12 protein-coding genes and 1 pseudogene are annotated in these 20385 nt (G+C 62.2%); 10 read left to right on the top strand and 3 right to left on the bottom strand.

The window, feature by feature from the left end:
• The first annotated feature begins 161 nt into the window (after nt 1–161).
• From RHA1_RS42580 to RHA1_RS42540, 8 genes and pseudogenes are all read left to right on the top strand, one after another.
• Nucleotides 162–935: a GntR family transcriptional regulator gene (locus tag RHA1_RS42580; RefSeq protein ID WP_148228555.1), complete on the top strand. Its 774-nt coding sequence runs from the start codon at nt 162–164 to the stop codon at nt 933–935.
• Between the two features lie 859 nt (nt 936–1794).
• Nucleotides 1795–2862: a cyclase family protein gene (locus RHA1_RS42575; protein ID WP_148228554.1), complete on the top strand. Its 1068-nt coding sequence runs from the start codon at nt 1795–1797 to the stop codon at nt 2860–2862.
• 451 nt (nt 2863–3313) lie between these two features.
• Nucleotides 3314–4942 (top strand): long-chain-fatty-acid--CoA ligase, encoded by a 1629-nt coding sequence (locus RHA1_RS42570; protein ID WP_011600225.1) that lies wholly within the window; start codon nt 3314–3316, stop codon nt 4940–4942.
• Between the two features lie 814 nt (nt 4943–5756).
• Nucleotides 5757–6521 carry a LamB/YcsF family protein gene (locus RHA1_RS42565; RefSeq protein WP_011600224.1) on the top strand — a complete coding sequence of 255 codons (765 nt, stop codon included), beginning with the start codon at nt 5757–5759 and terminating at the stop codon, nt 6519–6521.
• Between the two features lie 303 nt (nt 6522–6824).
• Nucleotides 6825–7073, top strand: coding sequence for an acetyl-CoA carboxylase (locus RHA1_RS42560; RefSeq protein ID WP_011600223.1), 249 nt, complete (start codon nt 6825–6827; stop codon nt 7071–7073).
• 52 nt (nt 7074–7125) lie between these two features.
• Nucleotides 7126–8463 (top strand): acetyl-CoA carboxylase biotin carboxylase subunit, encoded by a 1338-nt coding sequence (locus tag RHA1_RS42555; RefSeq protein WP_011600222.1) that lies wholly within the window; start codon nt 7126–7128, stop codon nt 8461–8463.
• A gap of 305 nt (nt 8464–8768) precedes the next feature.
• Nucleotides 8769–10031, top strand: coding sequence for a purine-cytosine permease family protein (locus tag RHA1_RS42550; protein WP_237727110.1), 1263 nt, complete (start codon nt 8769–8771; stop codon nt 10029–10031).
• Nucleotides 10032–11847: 1816 nt separating this feature from the next.
• Nucleotides 11848–12704, top strand: a pseudogene (locus tag RHA1_RS42540) (NAD(P)/FAD-dependent oxidoreductase); the annotation flags it as partial.
• 466 nt (nt 12705–13170) lie between these two features.
• Here the strand turns inward: RHA1_RS42540 and RHA1_RS42535 are convergent.
• The 3 genes from RHA1_RS42535 to RHA1_RS53115 form a co-directional block, all read right to left on the bottom strand.
• Nucleotides 13171–13806: an RES family NAD+ phosphorylase gene (locus tag RHA1_RS42535; RefSeq protein ID WP_050787688.1), complete on the bottom strand. Its 636-nt coding sequence runs from the start codon at nt 13804–13806 to the stop codon at nt 13171–13173.
• Nucleotides 13807–13815: 9 nt separating this feature from the next.
• The gene (locus RHA1_RS42530) at nt 13816–14415 is read right to left on the bottom strand and encodes a helix-turn-helix domain-containing protein (protein WP_011600214.1); all 600 of its coding nucleotides are present in this window, start codon (nt 14413–14415) and stop codon (nt 13816–13818) included.
• A gap of 667 nt (nt 14416–15082) precedes the next feature.
• The gene (locus tag RHA1_RS53115; RefSeq protein WP_272942796.1) at nt 15083–15211 is read right to left on the bottom strand and encodes a hypothetical protein; all 129 of its coding nucleotides are present in this window, start codon (nt 15209–15211) and stop codon (nt 15083–15085) included.
• Between the two features lie 152 nt (nt 15212–15363).
• On the opposite strand from RHA1_RS53115, the gene RHA1_RS42520 reads away from it, so the two are divergent.
• Nucleotides 15364–18657, top strand: coding sequence for a protein kinase domain-containing protein (locus RHA1_RS42520; protein WP_011600212.1), 3294 nt, complete (start codon nt 15364–15366; stop codon nt 18655–18657).
• A 328-nt stretch (nt 18658–18985) separates the two neighbouring features.
• Nucleotides 18986–20230, top strand: a complete 1245-nt coding sequence (locus RHA1_RS42515; protein ID WP_011598806.1) for an IS256 family transposase — start codon at nt 18986–18988, stop codon at nt 20228–20230.
• Nucleotides 20231–20385 lie beyond the last annotated feature (155 nt).

Genomic DNA, 20385 nt, shown 5'->3' with positions numbered 1-20385 from the left:
GAACCAGGTCCCCTCGTAGGCTGGCCGGCTCGCCATGGCCCGGGCGGCGCAGGGCGCGACCGCGCCGCGTGGCCTCGAAGCGAGGAGAACCACGCCCGTGTCAAACCAACAAACTCAATCAATCACACGAACAATACTGGATTCGGCCGGGGGAGCACCTTATGCGCGACACGTATGATGAAGTCCTTCTACCGATTCCGCGTCAGGGATCAGCCAACGATCTCGCCACGATCATACGTTCCTTCATCGCGGATCGTGGTTTGCGGCCGGGCGCCCGCATCGGTGCCGAGCGGGAGATCGCGCAGACGCTCGGCGTGAGCAGATGGGCCATCCGCAGGGCGCTCGAACACCTCGAGCACCAGGAGGAGATCCTTCGAACTCACGGGCGAAATGGGGGAGTTTTCGTCGCTCCGAAAAAATTGGTTCGTTCAACCCCTGTCGTCGGGCTACCCCGGTATCTGAAGGCTCAGGGAGTCGAAACCGGTACGACAGTTCTGGGGACGCATGCTGGACCCCCAGACGACGAATCCGCAAAGCAGCTCGCACTGGACGCGGACACGTGGATTTTCCATATCGAGCGGCTCCGTCTTGCCGACGGATTACCATTGGTACTCGAGCGGGCCCATTTTCCCTGTGACCTCTTCCCCGGTCTACTCGAACAGTCGCTGGGAGGATCGCTGTACGACATCCTGGAAACCCGATACGACGTCGATCGCGGAGTAGCGATCGAAACGATCGCAGCAGCTGCTGCGAGCCGTGAGGTCGCGGGACTTCTTCAGGTGTCAGTGGGAGCACCCCTGATATCCATCACTCGAACAACCGAACTCGATAGCGGGCGGCCCTTCGAGTACTCCCATGAGTTGTACCGATCGGACCGCACCGCCGTAACCGTACGAAGCGACGGTGAGAGCGCGCGCACAACCATCGAGCCTTGACGGTCGGAGACCTCGGCAGAGAGGTTGCTCAGCAGAAACCTCCCCGCAAGCTCCCTTGCCGGGCAGCGTCGCCTTCCACGGCGCTTGCACTCGGGCGCGGGGTCGACGTGGTCATCGCTCACGAAGAGGGTGTGGGTCGGCGCGCATCGCCGCACACGCCAGAACCGTAAATGGTCGTCGGGTGACCATCGCCAGGATTGAAGCCCGGCCGGTGGGTCCGGCGTCTGGCCCCACGTGGCATTTCATGGCGCTACGCGCGGCGGAGCTGCTCGGTCAGCCCCTGGAAAGCCGTGCGGCCGTTCAACCGGTTTCGGTGCCGACGGCGCCGGTATTCAGACAGCCGAGGAGCACATAGTGTACGAAAGACACAGCCAGTCGATACGCTGTCGTCATGGCAGTCCGGAGTCACTCATGGTGATCAGCTGCCATCGGCAGACGTGCCCGACATGTAGCCGGCACGCTTGTGCGCGTGTCCCCCTAATCGATTCTGTCGACACAGCATCAGCTGTTACTACAGTAACTACCTGATCATTTGCACCACCGCCACGCCGCAGCGAGTCACGTTGACGCTGCGATCGTCACTGATGGCTCCTTGCCCTAGCTTTCGGTCGTGCGCCGGGGCGTCACAACGTCACCCGACACCCCTTCCCACCTTCGCCCCCCAGATCTTCCCCTGCAGCCGACGTCGCCGTCCTTCACCAGCACTGACGAATCGTGCAAGCCCGGCTTGTCGGCGCCGCTGACACGCCACAGGGCCCTCCTCCGGATCCTGCGCATAGCGCTTGCGCGCCCATTTATCGACTATTGGTTGCGCATGGTTGGAGATTTCGATACGTTGTGACAACGGTCACGGCGCGCCGTGTCTGACTCAGCCGTCACGCAAGTGAGCTGCGATCTCGCGCCAAGGTATGGAGGAAATATGTGCAGGGCATGTGATGTCCCCGGTTCTACGAACTCGGGTGAAGAGGACGTTAATCTCGAGCCGTTTGCCAACACCGGTACGTCCACCTACGACGGAACAGGCAAAAACAGCCCGCAATGGTGGCCTTCACGCTATGGAGAAGGTGATGAGCTGGGTGCGGGCAACGAGTTGAGTCCTCAGCTCACTCTCGAGGCCATCCAGTTGGTGCGTGAAGGGCGTGTCCTCGAATTGGCCCGCGTCCTGGAGTTCGGAGCGCCGACGTGGTCGCCTCCGGGCAAAGAGGGAGCGCGTTGGTACCACCAATTGGTCGCCGCTCACGGCCAGATGGATGCAATGCCGCTGGGCGAGGTCAACGACATGGGATACATGGAAGAACACGTCTCCCAGATCTATCACATCGGTACTCACCTCGATGGCTTCGGCCACATCGGCATCGGTGGGAGGTACTACAACGGTCTGCACTACAAGGATTTCTACGCACCGGCTGCTCTGAATAAGTTGGGCATCCACAACGTACGACCGTGGGTGACACGAGGCGTGCTGCTGAATATCGCTGCGGTCGAGGGTGTCGACATGCTGACAGAAGGTTTTGTCATTACGCCTGATCATCTCGAGAAGGCATGTGAGCTCCAAGACGTCGAGGTTCGACGTGGAGACGCCGTCATCCTTCACACGGGTTACGGCGCGCTCTGGATGGTCGACAATGATCGCTACAACAATGACGAGCCTGGCATCGGATGGGATGCCGCCCATTGGCTGTCCGATCGGCGCGTCACCGTCGTCGGCGCTGACACCTGGGCAATCGAAGTGTTGCCCGGCGAGGTCCCCGGTGCACCATTTGTCGTGCATCAGCATCTCCTCACCGAAACTGGGACGCATCTCCTCGAGAACGTGAAGACCGAGGAGCTACTCGCAACCGGTCGATCCGAGTTCCTGTTCATCATGGCTCCGGTGAAGACCAAGGGGTCCACGTCTTCGATGGTGAACCCGCTCGCCGTTCTCTGATTCTTCGGTCACTGGTCGACGCAGGAGGAAGAACACGCTTCCGGTGTCGACCAGTGTGGGCGCGTCCTCCGTCCGCGTTGGACCGATGGCGTACGGTACCGGCCCGTCGACTCCCGTCGGCTGGACGCTTCTCATGCCCGCGATTCGGCGCCGGCTCCCCACCTGACGATTCGACGCCCGACGCTCGCTGTAAGGGTCGGGCGCGCCTCCGCGAGCAGGACTCAATTGTCGAGACGCATCGGGACTTCGGGACTAACGAGCGTCACCGAATCCCCGTCATCGTCACCACCAGCCGTCTCGTTCCATCATTGGTCGGGTCCTCGACAGAGTGTTGTCTAGCTTGGCACGGATCGACGAGCAGGCAGACCAAGTCCACGGTTGCTTCCACCTTGAGAGGCCGACGTCGCCTAGTCGATGCGGGCCTCAGCCTTTTTTAGAAGGACTCTGCGATATGGACCCTTTCACCACTCAATTGACGCCACTGTCATTCCTACGTAGGTCAGCCGATGTCTATCCGGACAAGACCGCCGTCATCTATGGCGACGAGGCGCTCACCTATCGGGCATTGGCCGAGGCGGTCGAACTTCGCGTCCGCGCACTGCGCGCCGCCGGGGTGCGCCCTGGCGACCGTGTGGCGTATCTGATGCCGAACGTGCCGGAGATGTTGATCGCACATTTCGCGGTACCGCTGGCCGGTGCGGTGCTGGTCGCAATCAACACCCGGTTGTCCGGTGAGGAGATCCGCTACATCGTCGACCACAGTCAATCGACATTCCTGGTGATAGACACCGCATTGAGCTCTTCGATCGTGGATGTGGCAGAGAAGTTCGAGACTGTTGAGACGATCGTGACGGTAACCGACGATGCCGCGTCGGGGACTGCCGCTCTCGCCGAATGCCGCGATTTCTCCGACCTACTGGCCATGGTGCACGGCGTGAATCTGCCCGCAATCGAGTGGGCGGTCGACGATGAGAGGTCGCTGCTTTCAATCAACTACACCTCCGGTACGACCGGGAAGCCAAAGGGGGTGATGTACTCACACCGCGGCGCCTATCTCAACGCCATCGGTGAACTGATCCACTCGAAACACGACGTCGACAGCGTCTATCTCTGGACACTACCGATGTTTCATTGCAACGGTTGGTCCACCGGTTGGGCAGTCGCGGCCGCCGGCGGAACACAGGTCTGTCTGCGAGAGGTCCGAAGCGAGCTGATCTGGAATCTCATCGACCGGCACGGTGTCACTCACCTCAATGGCGCCCCCACCGTCATCATCACAATCATGAACAGCGGTCGCGCGCACAAGCTCGACCGGCCCATCATTGTCACCACCGCCGGGGCGCCGCCCAGCCCGACCACGATCGAGCGTATGGCCGATATCGGCTTCGAGGTCGTCCACGTGTACGGACTGACCGAGACATACGGTCCCTACTCGATCTGCGAGCCTCAGAGCAGCTGGAAGTCTCTGGATGCGGCCACCCGAGCCAGGAGAATGGCCCGACAGGGTGTCGGGATGATTCAGGCAGATCGAATGCGGGTGGTGTCCACAGAGAGCCCGGAAGGACTGCTGGTCGATGTCCCGGCCGACGGCGTGACCATCGGTGAAATTGTGATGCGCGGGAACAACGTCATGAGCGGCTACTATCGCAATCCCGAAGCGACGCGATCTGCTTTCGGCGGTGGGTGGTTCCACTCCGGCGACCTTGGTGTCATGCACCCTGACGGCTACGTCGAACTGCGTGATCGCGCCAAGGACATCATCATATCCGGCGGGGAGAACATTTCGACGGTCGAGGTAGAGCAGGCTTTGATGACTCATCCTGCCGTGATCGAAGCGGCGGTGGTGGGTGTGCCCGACCCACAGTGGGGGGAGCGTCCTAAGGCCTTCGTTGTGGTCATCGAGCCCGGGGATGTAACTGCAGCCGACCTCCTCGAACATGTTCAGACACGTATCGCTCGGTACAAGGCACCTCGCGAGATCGTTGTAGTCCCAAACCTGCCCAAGACCTCTACCGGCAAGATCCGCAAGTTCGAGCTCCGGGAGAGCGAGTGGGGCGACCGCGACGCACGGATCAATTGAGATGGAACGCCACGAGCACCACTGCAGTCTCCTTCCGAGCCGAGACACAAAGCCGTTGTCGTGACCGGCATCTGATCGTCCTTCTCGGCGGGATCGGATCTTCGTCCCCCGTATGGCCGCCCTCGACGGGATGGACCCCTGTGCATGGATTCACGCTGTCGCTGGTCTGCGGCCCATAGGCACACCTGACGAATGCGGCCTGCCGCAATCGTCTCTGAATGCTCGCCGTGGACCGGATCGCCGGCGACATGTACGCCGAACCACTGAGGACCGGTGCTCTGGTGCTCGTCGCGGCCCGATCTGCCCAACCTTGTTCACCTGACGGAAGATTCAGCGCACTGGACGCACAGCGCAGCTATTCCCGGTTGTAGTGAGTCGCACCCACCGCCGCCGGTTGTCGCATCGGAAAGTCTGCGGTGGGTGCGCTTCTTCACTGCCATGCAGAAGGCGCCTGTGCGTCTTCTATATGTCACGCGATCAGTAGCTGATTAGTAGACGTACGCGCCAAGCTCGTGCAGAAGCTGAAGTACGGCTGGGGCGGCTAGATCGCGCGTCCGCATGCCCGCGATTAGGCCCTTTTCGGGCCGCAGACCCGCGGGACCAGTCCGGGGCCCAGTCGCCAAGCGAAACTCTCCGTCTGGCTAGGCACTGCCGCCGCCGAGTTGCAGCGTTAACCAAAAAACAACATGCGGGCAACCATGACGTCCGACCAAACCCTTGTAATGGTTGTGCAGCGGTTCTAGAGTGTTGTGACGACAGACACATTCATGGTCGCTGTTTCGGCCAATGCACGACATCACAAGGAGGACGAGCTGTGCGGATTGATCTCAACGCCGATGCCGGCGAGAGTTTCGGCCGATGGGTCCTAGGTCACGACGAAGAGCTCCTCAAGCACGTGACATCGGTCAACACTGCCTGTGGATTCCACGGTGGTGACCCTGGTTGGATGCGCAATTCGGTACGACTGGCCAAAGAAAACGATGTCGATCTGGGAGCCCATCCGGGCTTTCCTGATCTCGGCGGGTTCGGGCGCCGCACTCTGGCCGCTTCACATGAGGAGGTGGTCGACATGTGTGTCTATCAGGTGGGCGCGCTCATGGCCTTTGCAAAGATGGCCGGTGTGCGCATGACTCACGTCAAGCCCCATGGATCGTTGAACGTGATGATCAACCAAGACCATGAACTGCTCGTGAAGTTCGCGGAAGCCATGGTCGAACTCCACGAGGGACTCGATATTGTGACGTTCACGGGTGCGCCCGCTAACGTGCTGCGCGACCGCGGTTTCCGCGTCCGTGCCGAGATTGTGGCTGACATGGAGTACGACGACGACGGGAACGTCATCATCGAACGGTTGCCCCCGAGAAAGGAACCCCAGTACGTAGCTGCACGTGGCGTGGAGATGGCACAGGGGATTCTGACAACGATCGGTGGCGAGAAGCTCGACATTGAAGCGGACACGCTGTGCATCCACGGTGACCGTCCCAATGCCGTTGACATCGGGGCCGCACTGCGTCGAGCGCTCACAGACGCAGACATCGAGGTGGTCGCACTGTCGAGGCGCTCCGTGCAGAGCACGTAGGTGCGACCCGCTGCGCTGCTCGGTACGGGTCGACAACCAGACCGAAGACTCGATAGTCGACTTGCGCTTACGATTTCGTCGTTTTGGTCCATACGGCGCAAGGCAATACACCGCGGATAGATACCCGCGTCCGGTGTCGTGCCGTTCTGGCAGTCAGCGACGAGCCGCCCTACGCGGTACGAGGCGCCGCGCGATTCCTCGCGCACCGCACCGAACACTTTAGAACTCGCTGACAGCTCCGTACTCGGGGACATCGCGAGCGTTCAACGACGCTGCAACTCCCTATCGAAAGGCAGAGGACCTATGTCCGACACACACACCCTGAAAACTTCGATCCCCGGGATCTTCTATCGTCGTCCGTCCCCAAGTGAACCCGTCTACGTCGAAGTGGGCCAGGAGGTGGCCACCGGAGACATCGTGGGACTCGTGGAGATCATGAAGAGCTTCCACTCCGTGCCCAGCGATCTGGCCGGCACGGTGGTCCGATTCCTGGTTGAGGACGGCGCCGAGGTTTCCCCCGGCCAAGACATCGTCGAATTGGCACGGTCATGAGACAACCGCACGTCGACGCACACGAAGAACACAAGACAGTCGAGGTGTCATCGTGAAGCGACTCTTCATTGCAAACCGCGGCGAGATCGCCATCCGCATCATGCGTGCCGCGCGAGAGCTGGGAATAGAGACCATTCTGGCAGTGAGCGAAGCCGATCGAACCGGACATCCGGCCACATTCAGCGACGAGGACATCTGTGTCGGGCCGTCGCCGGCGACCAAAAGCTATCTTTCCCGCGACGCGATGCTCAACGCTGCAGTGTCGTCGGGTGCTGACGCTGTACACCCCGGTTACGGATTTCTATCCGAAGACGCCTCCTTCGCACGCGCGGTCGTCGACGCCGGCCTCATCTGGGTCGGCCCCTGCCCGGAGTCGATCGAACTGATGGGCAACAAGGCCGCCGCACGAGGCGCAGCGCGGTCCGCCGGGGTGCCGATCATGGACGGCAGTGACGGGTCCATTGCTGATCTCGAATCGCTGCAGGCAGCCGCAGAGCGTATCGGCTATCCGCTGATGATCAAGGCGTCTGCAGGTGGCGGAGGTCGCGGGATTCGCATCGTCCACCGGGCCGCCGATCTGGAATCGGAGTTCAAAATCGCTGCAGCCGAGGCTTCGGCGGCCTTCGGTGACTCGTCTGTCTACCTCGAGCGGTACATCGAACGTGCGCGGCATGTCGAGGTGCAAATTCTCGCTGACGGTAGCAGGGCGATCCACTTGTTCGATCGTGACTGCTCTATGCAACGTCGACAGCAGAAGGTGCTCGAAGAGGCTCCCGCCCCCGATATCCCTTCCCACCTTCGCGAGCAGATGTTGTCCTCCGCGGTACGACTGGCAGAAGCATGCCAGTACCGCGGCGCCGGAACTGTCGAGTACCTGTACGACGCCGACCGCGGTGAGATCTGCTTCATCGAGATGAACACCCGACTGCAAGTCGAGCACCCGGTGACAGAAATGATCACGGGGATCGATCTAGTGCGCGAACAGCTCAAGATCGCGGACGGTGCACCTCTTGCCTACCAGCAGGAGGACATCCTCGTGCATGGACATTCCATCGAAGCGCGGCTCTGCGCTGAGAATTCCGACATGAACTTCATGCCCTCGCCCGGCCTCGTCGAATCAGTCACCTGGCCGACCGGTCCGGGGGTGCGGATCGACAGTGGCGTCACCGCGGGTTCGACGGTGTCGCCCTACTACGACTCGATGTTGGCAAAACTCATCGTCTGGGACTCCGACCGACCGGCGGCAATCGCACGATTGAAGCGTGCCATCGACGAGCTCGAGGTGAACGGACTGATCACTACCAAGCCGTTCCTCCGTCAACTAGCCGAAAGCAGCGAATTCTGCTCGGTGTCACACCATACGAAGTTCATCGAACAATCAGTTCTATGAGCCGCGATGGATCGACGCGGTAGCGCGAGACACCTCGTCCCCCCGCGCGGAGGTCTGTGACGCGGGGCCGTTCACCATCGGACGGTGAACGGACCCGCGCGCAACAGGGGTTGAGTCAGCACCAACTGTCGGAACCCCGATGCACGCCATTTTTCCCCACCCCACACCCTGAGAAGCAGAATCGGAGCGACATGCAATCGAACATTACCGGAGGCGAGGACAGCCCCGGCGGAGCCGCACTACCAGAGGACCATCGAGTGCCGCGATGGTCTCTGACCATGGCTTTCTGGGGGATGACCTCGGCCATGATCTGGCTCTACATCGGCCAGGCCGCAAGCTCCGCCGTCGGACCTATGAACACACTGATCGCAATGGTTCTCACCGTCGCGACCTATGGCATCATCAACGCGATGCTGGCGCGGCGCGCGATTGAGACGGGTGAGACCGTCAGCTTGTTTTCCAACCGCGTATTCGGATCGAGCGGGTCCGCCGTTGCGGCCCTGCTCTTCGGTGTAACAGCGTTGTACTTCGCAACGTTCGAGGGGTCGCTCATGTCGATCGCCCTGCAACAGTACTTCGGCGGCGACATCAAGATCTGGTATCTCGTCATCATCGTCGTCTCGGTCCCGCTCGTAGCCGGCGGAGTGCAAAACTGGCTGGACCGGCTGAATGGCATCCTGCTGCCGTTCTACGTCTTGGGCCTGGCCGCGATCCTCATCGCCTCGACGGTCAAGCGGGGTTACCCCGATGGCTGGCTGTCGGCCCCCGCTCCCCCCGACCTGCCGCTTCCGGGCTGGTTGCAGGCCTACCTCATTTTCATGGGCGCATGGGTGATGATGATGTACACATTCGATTTCGCCCGTCACGGACGCCGCAACGATGCCGACTTCCACGCCAAGGTCACTTTCGGTTGGGTCTTCTACGCCGTCTGCTTCATCGTTGCAGGATTGTGTGGCATCTACCTGACGTCATCATGGGATCACGGAAACAGTGAAGCAGCCATTATCAGCGCGATTCTGAGCTCCCTCGGTGGAGTCGGTCTTTTCGTCTTCCTTATCTCCCAAATTCGGATCCAAAGTGCGAACTTCTTCTCCGCCTCCGGAAATCTCGAGCGATTCGTCGAGCAAATCACAGGCAAAGCGACACCGCGTCTCCTCTGGGTCGTCCTGGTCGGCGTCGGATGCTACCTGTTCATGCTGACCAACGTCGTGAGCTACCTGACGAAGGCTCTCGCGTGGCAGGGTGTCTTCATCACATCCTGGGTGATCATCGCGCTGGCCTGGCTGATCGTCACAGGACGCAGGCCCCGCGGCTACGAAGACAATGCTCCGGCGGGCAAGTTGAGTTGGCCCGTTCTGGCGTGGATTATCGCATCCGCGTTCGGCATCGCCCTCGTCGAGCAGAAGACCTCTCTGAAGGTGTCTTTGCTCGCACCGCTGATCACAGTTGCGGCGACGCTCTTCCTCTACGTGCCCTGGATTTTGCAGCGACGCAAAGTTGCCCCAGTACGTGCGCCCGAAGCGACAGGGCCCGACCTCTTCGCGCAACCCGAGAAGGTCGTCGAATAGAACGTATTGCGGCGGACTGCTTCTCACGGCACGGTTCCGCGCGAATCATCAGCTCCGGGACTCGACGAGACGTTTCCGGCGGTAACGTTACGGCCGGAGGTCAGCAATTCTGGTTCACCGTGAGATTCTGGTGGTGGGGCGCAGGCCAGACTGGGTATCAACCTCGCCAGCGCCCCACCCGGATCGACCGCGAGCGTCCCACTACGACAACCTGTCACGAGTAGTACGGCCCTCCAACGTCATTCGATAGGATTCGCCGCAACAATGCAGTTGTCGAGACGGCCGTCTTTGTGAACTAGGAGAACGGGATTCGCCCAGGCAACTTGCCGACCGCACCAATGACCGTGGTGGCGCAGAATCGACACTGGACGCCGCACAGGTACCGCTCTCCGGGATACAAACGTTCTGAACCATGCACCCGCACCCAGTGCAACGACGCGCTAACAGCCCCGATGGAGGACGAGTGTCACCCAACGTCGTCCAGATTTACGCCAAGGGCAGGTGGCGCTCAGAATACTTTCCGTGCTTGGGGGACTACACGATGTACCAACGCCGCACCGCCAGGACGTCATATCGATCGCCGATTATGAGCCCACGCCAATTTGAGCCTGCGCATGTGCACGCCGCCGACACGGCATCTGATGAGCGCCTTCTCGGGCGATCGCACCGTTTGTCCGTTAACTGATCAAGGATCTAGAACGACATGCCATCCCCAATGCGACACAGACCTACAGACCCACACCTGGAAGATCAACTAACCAAGTACCGGCAACGGCGCCATCGCCAACTCATCGAACGTCGAGTACGAGCAAAACTTCACCACACGCCTGACGAAGCCTCCGAGATCATCCAATTCGCGCTTACATGGTCCCCCTACGGAGGCGCTCCTGACGACGAAATCTTTGTCAGATTCGGTATGACACGCGAGCGGTTCGCACAATGCCTCGGCGACATCCTTCACGACAGAAGTCTGGCAACAGGCTCCCATCAGCTGCCCCCAAGCCGGAGGCACCGATGACCCTGGCCAGAGCACCGTCACCCGCGCCGCAGACACGCACCCACAGCTCCGATCTCACGGAGTTCCACTTAGGCGCTGTGGCTGTCTGGGAGGGGGCACAACTCGCCGTTTCGCTACTCGGCGGAATCATGGACACCGACGCCTTTCCCGGACACCGCTCACTACTGCTAACTTGGCGCAGATTTGACGAGGACACGATGCGGATGCTGGCACAGCTCATCCCCCACCCTTGTCAAAAGGCGGGGAAGCCGCGGAGGACGCCCGCCTACGTGGCGGAGGACGTGACATGCATGCGATCTATCGGATGGTCGGAGTTCCTCATCGCCGAAGGCAACTTCCGACAAGCAACCCTGTACCGCATGAATCGGTTAGTCTCCCTCGCGCTACCCGAACTGCAATCCACTCTGCAAGCCCTGATCACACGACAAACGGCACACACCAATGACCTAGTACGCGCCGGCACGTCACCAACGTTCGGGACTACCTAACGTCGGGAATTCAACTACGAACTTGCACGACGCCGTTCTCGTGATCAGTCGGCGGACGATCGTCGGAACCGCCAGCGCCTCGCACAGCTCGATCATCGCCGCCCCCTATATTATCGCTGGCGACCAAGACGCCATTGACACGCCGTAGCTTCGTCGACCTTCTCGACGAGATCACCGAAGTCGCCCAGAAGTTCTGGGATACCGACAATGCCGTCTGGCATTACCCCTGTTCGGGATTGCCGGTCAAGTTCGCGCCGACCCCGAACTTCTACCGTCCCAGTGACCGGATGGTCTTGTCCACATGTCAGCCCCCGGGGTGCGCACCGCCCTGTCGTCGCCGCACGCGTCGAGCAACTACTCCCGCGAGCTCGCGCCGAAGACGTGGGAGTTGATCCGGAACATGCGCTCGGGCACCGCCCTGTTCACGATGCCGCCCGGGCCGATCAAGTGCGCCGGGGCTCCACAGAAGATCGCCTACCTGGCATGCGACTACTGGCGTGAGCAAGGCGTTCTCGACGCCATTTCGGGTCGTTCTCGTCCTACCCACGCCGGCGATGTTCGGTATCGCCGCCTTCGCGGACGAACTCGAACGGGTAGCAGCCGGATACGGCATCGAGGTGCGCACCAGCAGCGAGCTCACCGAGGTCGATCCCGACCATCGGCAGGCAACCATCGTCGACCACACCAGCAACACCGCCGAAACGATCGGTTACGACATGCTCCACGTCGTAGCCCCCCAATCCGCACCGGATTGGATCAAGGCTTCGCCCGTCGCCGAGCCCGGCGGCGCCGCCGGATTCGTCGACGTCGACAAGCACACGCTGCAGCACAGCAGGTTTCCCGACATCTTCGCGCTCGGAGACGTTGCCGCCACCCCGAACTCGAAGACCGGCGCGGCGGTCCGTAAACAGGCACCGGTCGCCGTCGACAACGTGCTCGCGTCACTGGACGGTAGGGCGTTGACCGGCCGATACAACGGCTACGGCTCATGCCCTCTGACCACGTCCCGCAAGACGATGCTGCTCGCCGAGTTCGACTACAACGTCAAGGCACACCCCGTCCTTCCCGATCATCGACACCACGAAATCGAGACGAGACATGTGGTACCTCAAACGCTACGGCCTTCCGTTCCTGTACTGGAACCTGATGCTCAAGGGCCGCGCCTGAGCTCGCCACGAAACCGCGAGAGGTCGATTGTTTTCATCCCAGCGGAGCAGCACCTTTCTCCGCCTGAATCCGGCGCGGCCGGTGCTGCCCCATGCCAGCGTGCACCGGATCTCCCGTCCCGGCCGTGTCGGAACCGAATCAGCCGACGACACCGACATCGAGGAGCCATGACAAGGTTTTCGGTACAGCTTCCCGTGCCACTTACGGTGAACTGGGACTGGCAACTTCGGGCCAACTATCGCCATGCGAGCAGCGATCTCTTCCTCTCTCAAGAGGGCAAAAGCCCCGATGCCCTGCAAACCCCGCGGATCCACTCATCCGTGCACACCGGCGCGGGACGCGATCGAATTGCCCGCGTCAGAACCTGAGTGCGGAACATCCTCTTGACCACGGCCCGTGCCTGACACGAAACGCACGGTCGAGCCGTCGGGCCAGATCGACTCCACCCGTCTTGGTCGGCGCAACCTCAGACGAGGGTGTAGCCGAGCGCCTCCGCGGCCGCGGTGAGACGGCGTTGCAGGCCGGGGTGCGCGAGCGGGTTCGACGTTGCCGGCCGCACGGGGAAGGCGTCGGCGGCCGGGGGGAACAGCGCCGCACACGGGCCGCCGGAAAACCGACCGCGGTAGAGCAGTCCATCGAGCCCGGGGTGCGCGGCAGCAATGGTGCGGGCCCACCGTTGGGTGATGCCGTGCGCGGCGGAATCGAGGGCGAAGGTGCCCCCGACCCGGGTCGGCCAGCGTCCGGCCCCGAACCCGCCGACGTCGAGGAGCCGCAGGTCCCGGGCCGGATGCAGCCCGGTCAGGTACGGCGCCTCCTGCACCCGGTCGATCGTGCGGGTGGCCTGGAATGCTTCCGCGAGTGCGCCGTGCACATCCATCGCCCCGTACCAAACCCCGTGCCCCGGGTGGTCACCGCGCGGGAGCGGGTGCGGGTCGAACCGCAGCACCGGCCCATACGTGCGGAGCTCGTCCCAGGCCAGCGCGTGGCTGCTGGTGGTGCGGTGCACCCGCCACAGCAAACCGGTGGTGGGGATAAGAGCGTATTCGTTGTCGCGGATGCCGTGGTGCGAAAGCTCGTCGACGGCCGGAGGGTGCGGGAGCATCCGCGCCACTTACGCTGCCTCCCACTCGATTTGGGTAATCACTTCTAGTGCGGTTTCGACGTCGCCGCCGCTGGTGAGCCAATCGATGACCGAGACCGGGCTTCCGTCCAGAGCCAGGTCGGCCCTGGGGTCGGTCAGGGCCCGCTCGAGCGCGAGGGGATGCAACCCGTCCGGGAGGGCCGTCAGGATGCGGTCGAGGTTCGGCACCATCGCCTCACCGGTGAACTGCACCACCGGTAGCAACAGTTTGTTGCCGACCTTGATCGCCCACACACTGCCCGACCCGGCGCGCTGGCGGATCCGGGAGGTCGACACCCCAAGCATGCGAGCCGCCTCCTCAACGGTCTTGGCGGTCGCGGTGAGCTGGCGCATGCGTTGTTCCCGCTCGGCGGCCGCAGCGGCTGGGGCGAGTGGGTCCTCGGTGAACCCGGCCGCGTCGTACAAGGCTGCGTCGTGGTCGCTGAGCTGGGCGTTCGGGTGCGCTCCGCGGCGCAGCGCATGCAGCAGCGGCAGCATGGTTTCCCGCGAGACCGGGGTGCCGAGCGCCTCCCCCACCGCGGCCTCGAAGTCGACGTCGCCGGCGAGGTAACGGTCGTCGATCGTGCCCACCTCAACACCTCCTAACAGTTACTAACAGTCTACCTCACTGTTAACAAACCAGCGAGTGCCGGCAGGGGCAGCTGTCGTCCGAGCGCGCTACGCGACTTTCAATAGAGCTTGAGAGCCGGATCGACCGAACAGAACGGCTGTTCGGAAAAATTGACAGATTCCGCCGTATCGCAACGAGAGTGCGGCTCGTAGGGACCTGTTTCTTGTCCCGAGTCAGGTGGGATTCGACCACTTAGATAAGGCCTCGACCACGGCCCCGGGGTCTCCGAAAATTCGGTCACAGCGGCTGCAACTTCTGTATCGGTGCCCCCGCCGGTAACGATCTGTCGGCTTTCGGGGGGCGAAGTAGATGGTCCCAAGCGACCGCGCCGCCCAGAGAATGGCACGCGTCGTTCCCGGGTCAAATCTGCCGCAGGTCGATCGCACCCAAGAGTTTCGCCAGGTAGGTGGTAAGTGTGGTCACCTGAGTTGGCGCCGGTCGGAGACCCCTCGCTTTGGTGTGAATGACGACGAGCCACCGCCGCCGTGCTCACCGACGCCCCAGCGAAGGCCGGCCTTGTGCACCGCTGCTCGATAGCGCGGTCTCGGACTGCGAGTCGACGGTCCGGCGGTAGTGAGGAGCGTTCAGAATCAGCGCACTGTCGCGGCGTTTGAGCACCGGGTCCGCCTACCCGGTCACCGCAGTGCGGGTGGCAGCGACGATGCCGACGATGTCCGCGGTCAACAGGGCGTCCCGCGGGACGGAGTTCCCCCCGGCGGCATCGTTACGACGGATCCCGGACAAAGTGGCGCGCACGATCTCCGTTACCTGTCGGGGGCTCGTAGCCTGGCCGTACCGATACACCGATGTGGGCACCGCGCTATCAAGCAGCGATATCCTCGTGAGCACATTCCGTTGGACGGTGGCCGCCTGGTTCACTGGGCCGGGGGTGGAAAGCAAGGTAGCTCATGAGTGACAGCGACGCTTTCCGAACGCATCGCGACGTGCTTCCGTTCATTGCGGAAGAGTTAAGCGCCGCCGGATTCGACGACGTTCATGAGATCGGACGCGGCGGTTTCGGAGTGGTTTACCGGTGCATCCAGTCCACCCTGGACCGGACTGTGGCAGTGAAGGTCCTCACCACCGACATGGACAACGATAATCGGGCGCGGTTTCTCCGAGAGCAGCGGGCAATGGGTCGGCTGACAGGACACCCGAACATCATGAGCGTTCTTGAGGTCGGTGCCACTGACAGCGGACGGCCGTACCTGGTGATGCCATTTCACTCACAGGACTCGCTCGACATCCGGATCCGTCGACACGGTCCACTCACCGTGGAGGAAGTACTGCGCCTGGGGGTGAAAACGGCCGGAGGGCTCGAAACGGCGCACCGAGCCGGCATAGTGCACCGAGACGTCAAACCAGCAAACATTTTGCTCTCCGACTTCGGCGAACCAGTCCTGGCAGATTTCGGCATCGCGCACGTCGTCGACGCCTTCAAGACGACTACTGGCACCGTCACCGGTTCCCCCGCCTTCACTGCGCCGGAAGTTCTCAGTGGGGATTCCCCGACTCCCGCCTCTGATGTCTACGGGCTTGGGGCCACCCTGTTCACTGCCCTTACCGGACACGCGGCATTCGAACGACGCAGTGGCGAGCAGGTTGTGGCCCAGTTCCTGCGAATCACCACTCAGCCTGTGCCGGATCTGCGCATACACGGGTTCGCCGACGAGGTAAGTGCGGCTATCGAATACGCGATGTCGCGAACCGCAGCGGACCGGCCGTCTGCGGCGGCGTTCGGCGAGCGTCTGCAGCAGATCCAGGCACATCTTGGGTTTGCGGTCGACGAGATCCCAATTCGTACCGAACCCGCCACTCCACAGGGCGGTGACAACTCGTTGCGACCGGTGTCTGGTGCCACCGATCCCCAACCGAATCGCCAACCGTCGGCGGCCAAGCCCTCGGTTTCGGACCGGAGGGGCAACCTGCCGCTGGACCTGACCAGTTTCGTCGGTCGCAGAGCCGAGGTGACCGAGGGAAAGACGCTTCTGTCGGCGTCGCGCCTGGTGACCCTGACCGGCATTGGCGGGGTGGGCAAGACCCGCCTCGCTCTTCGCGTGGCAGATAAAGTGCAGCGGACCTTCCGCGAAGGGGTATGGCTGGTGGAACTCGGTGACCTGCGAGATGGGCAATTGCTGTCTCAGGTGGTTGCGACCGCACTCAACGTGCGCCATGAAGGGGCCGATCCGCTGCAGATCCTTGTGGACTATCTCGCCACACGAGAGCTGCTGCTGGTACTCGATAACTGCGAACAAGTGATCGATGCGGCGGCGGAGATGAGCATTGCACTACTGCGCTCGTGTCCGGGTCTGCGGATCCTCGCCACCAGCCGCGAGGCACTCGGCATCGGAGGAGAAGCCGTGCTGAGGGTGCCACCGTTGACGGTTCCGGATCCGGATCAGAACCCGCCGGTGCCGGGCAGTCCCAACGATGAGGCGCTCGCCCTGTTTGCCGAACGCGCAGTTGGCGCGGTGCCGGGTTTCAAATTCACGGAGGAGACCCGCGTAACCGCAGCTCAAATTTGCTATCGCCTGGACGGATTGCCCCTGGCAATCGAGTTGGCGGCCGCACGACTGCGGGCGATGACCCCTGATCAGATTCTGCAACGTCTTGCCGACCGGTATGCGTTACTCACCCGCGGCAGTCGAGGAGCGCCGACCCGCCAACAAACTCTGCAGTGGAGCATCGACTGGAGCCATGATCTGTGCACTCCGGCAGAACAACAGTTGTGGGCGAGGCTGGCGGTCTTCGCGGGACCTTTCGAGCTCGATGCCGCATCGTTCGTGACCGCATACGGCATAGAAGACGAAGGTGATGATCTGCTCGAACAAGTGACCTCGCTCGTGGACAAGTCGATTTTGATCCGTGAAGAGGCGGGCATGAGGGTCCGCTTCCGCATGCTCGAGACACTGCGCGACTACGGACAGAATAAGCTGCAGCTCGCCGGAGAACTGCGGGTATTGCGGTCTCAGCATCGAGATTGGTATCGACAGACTGCGCTAGATGCGGAAACGGAATGGATCAGTCCGCGCCAACTCGACTGGCTCGCACGTCTGGATCGGGAGCAGCCCAATCTGCGTGAGGCGATGGAGTTCAGCCTGTCGACCCCGGACGGTGCCCAGGCGGGATTGGAAATGGCCGCCGCACTCCTTCCGTTCTGGTACTCGCGAGGTCTATTCACCGAAGGACGACGTTGGATCGAACGTGCGCTGGCCTGCGAAGCGGAGCAACCGCCTGCGCTGCGCATCAAGGGGCTCTACGCCGCAAGCATCCTCGCAACGAGGCAGGATGACCTACAGCGAGCAATAGCACTGCTCGACGAAGGACATGCGATCGCCGACAGCCTGGGAACAACACGAGATCGCGCCCTCATACAGCGCGCTCAAGGGTACCTGGCGCTTCACCGTGATAACCCGGAAGGCGCAGTCGCCCTTCTGTCCGAGGCAATGCGCGAATTCCGCCGAGACGACGACCTCACGCAGCAAATCATGACCCTGCATGGACTCGGGCTGGCACACCAACTACTCGGACAACCCAAACAGGCCATCGACTGTCTTGAAGAGGCGAATCGAATCGCGCGAACCCACGGCGAATCTGCGTCACGGGGCCGTTCCTTGTGGAACCTCGGACTCGTGGTTTGGCAGGAGGGTAACCGCGACCGTGCAGTGGAGCTGCTACGAGAGGGGCTCGAACTGGCGCGACAGTCCGATGACCCCACAGGGGCAACCTGGTGTTTTGAAGTACTCGCTTGGATCGAAGCGAGCGAGAACCGATTCCACCGTGCGGCCGCTCTCATGGCCGCCGCCTGGGCGTTGCGGCGACAAGGAGGAATTTCCGTTGTCCAAATAGCGAACTTCGCCGATTCCCATGACGAATGTGAGCGCATCACCCGTCAGGGCCTGGGTTCTCGGGCCTTCTCAGCAGCTAGCCGGGAGGGTGACACGATGAGCTTCGAATCTGCCGTCTCGTTTGCCCTGGAGGAGCCATCGGTTACACCGGCACGCTCCGTCGCTCCGACCCTACTGACCAAACGGGAACAGCAGGTCGCCGATCTTGTCGCACGAGGCATGACAAACAAGGAAATCGCTGCCCAACTCGTAATTTCACCGCGCACCGCTCAAGGTCATGTAGAACATGTCCTCACGAAACTTGGATTTAGTTCTCGGGCGCAAATCGCGGCCTGGGTGGTCGAACACGCATAAGGCGGCGCTGCGGCCTCGGCCCCATTCCACGTCACTCTCCTCACCAGTCCACGTCTCTCCTAACCAGGTGGCGACCATAGCTACCGGGCAGGTATCGCCGCACCTTGCCTCTGGGTTCGTGGGCAGGTTGGGAGCGAAGTCCACGGTGCGCGGGCAGAGCCATGAGGCGGTCCATGCTAGGGCTCCAGAGCGGACCTAGGGAGGTTGCGTCCATGAAGATGGTGTATGAAGCGGTTCCGCATCTGACCGGCGTGTCGTAGCCAACGAAGGTGGCCATCGCGTGACTCTTCGAGAGACCTACCAAAGTCACTCGATGAAGGACCACGCGATGACCAGTGCCCACGATATCGACCTGCAGCAGATCCTGACCGACCGACTCACCGGGGCAAGCCCCGACCTGCTGCGCGAGCTGCTGACGATGTTCATTCACACCCTGATGGGCGCCGAGGCCGACGCACTGTGCGGCGCCGGCTACGGACAACGCTCCGAGGAGCGCACCAACTCGCGTAACGGATACCGGCACCGCGACTTCGACACCCGCGTCGGCACCCTCGACGTGGCGATCCCGAAGCTGCGGTCCGGTTCGTACTTCCCCGATTGGTTGCTCGAGCGTCGCAAACGCGCCGAAAAGGCCCTGACTACCGTGGTTGCCACCTGCTACCTGCTCGGGGTCTCCACCCGGCGGATGGACCGGCTCGTCGACACGTTGGGCATCACCGGCCTGTCCAAGTCGCAGGTGTCCGTGATGGCCAAGGACCTCGACACCCAGGTCGAGGCGTTCCGCAGCCGCCCGCTCGATACCGGGCCGTACACCTTCGTCGCCGCCGACGCCCTGGTGCTCAAGGTGCGGGAAAACGGTCGGGTGGTGAATGTACACACCCTGGTCGCGGTCGGCGTCAACGCCGAGGGCTACCGCGAGATCCTGGGCGTGGATGTGACCTCGTCCGAGGACGGTGCCGGCTGGCTGGCGTTCTTCCGATCGCTCGTCGCCCGCGGTTTGGGCGGGGTGCGGTTGGTGACCTCCGATGCGCACGCCGGGCTGGTGGCGGCGATCGGTGGGACCCTGCCGGGCGCCTCGTGGCAGAGGTGCCGAACCCATTACTCGACAAACCTGATGGCGGTGACCCCGAAGGCATCGTGGCCTTGGGTGAAGACGTTGCTGCACTCGGTCTACGACCAACCCGACGCGGATTCTGTTCATGCCCAATATGATCGAATCATCGGCGCACTGTCGGAGAAGTTGCCGAGGGTCGCTGACCACCTCGACGCAGCACGACCGGACCTGTTGGCGTTCACCGCATTTCCCAAGCAGATTTGGAAACAGATCTGGAGCAACAATCCGCAGGAGCGCCTCAATAAGGAAATCCGCAGGAGAACCGATGTGGTCGGAATCTTCCCGGATCGTACCGCCCTGATCCGGCTCGTCGGTGCGGTCTTGGCCGAACAACACGACGAGTGGATCGAAGGGCGCCGCTATCTCGGCCTGGACGTTCTGGCCCGTTCCCGCAACGACAAGCCCACCGACAGCAGCACCGAGTCCACCGAGGAGGTGACACCGGCCTTGACTGCCTGACTCACCAACGAGGAGTCACGCGATGACCCTCGTACACCACCCCCATGGACTTGACCCCTAGGGACTGCCCCGGCTCTGGTGATGACGCTCGGCGAAAGTGGATCTGGCGCACTTTTCGTGAAGGTGTTCGGCGTGTCGCCACGGTGTGCTGACCT

This window comes from Rhodococcus jostii RHA1 (genome assembly GCF_000014565.1).
In the GTDB taxonomy this organism is placed as follows: domain Bacteria; phylum Actinomycetota; class Actinomycetes; order Mycobacteriales; family Mycobacteriaceae; genus Rhodococcus_F; species Rhodococcus_F jostii_A.
The sequence above is the reverse complement of the archived record's forward strand: the minus strand, read 5'-3'. Positions and strand labels throughout refer to the sequence as shown.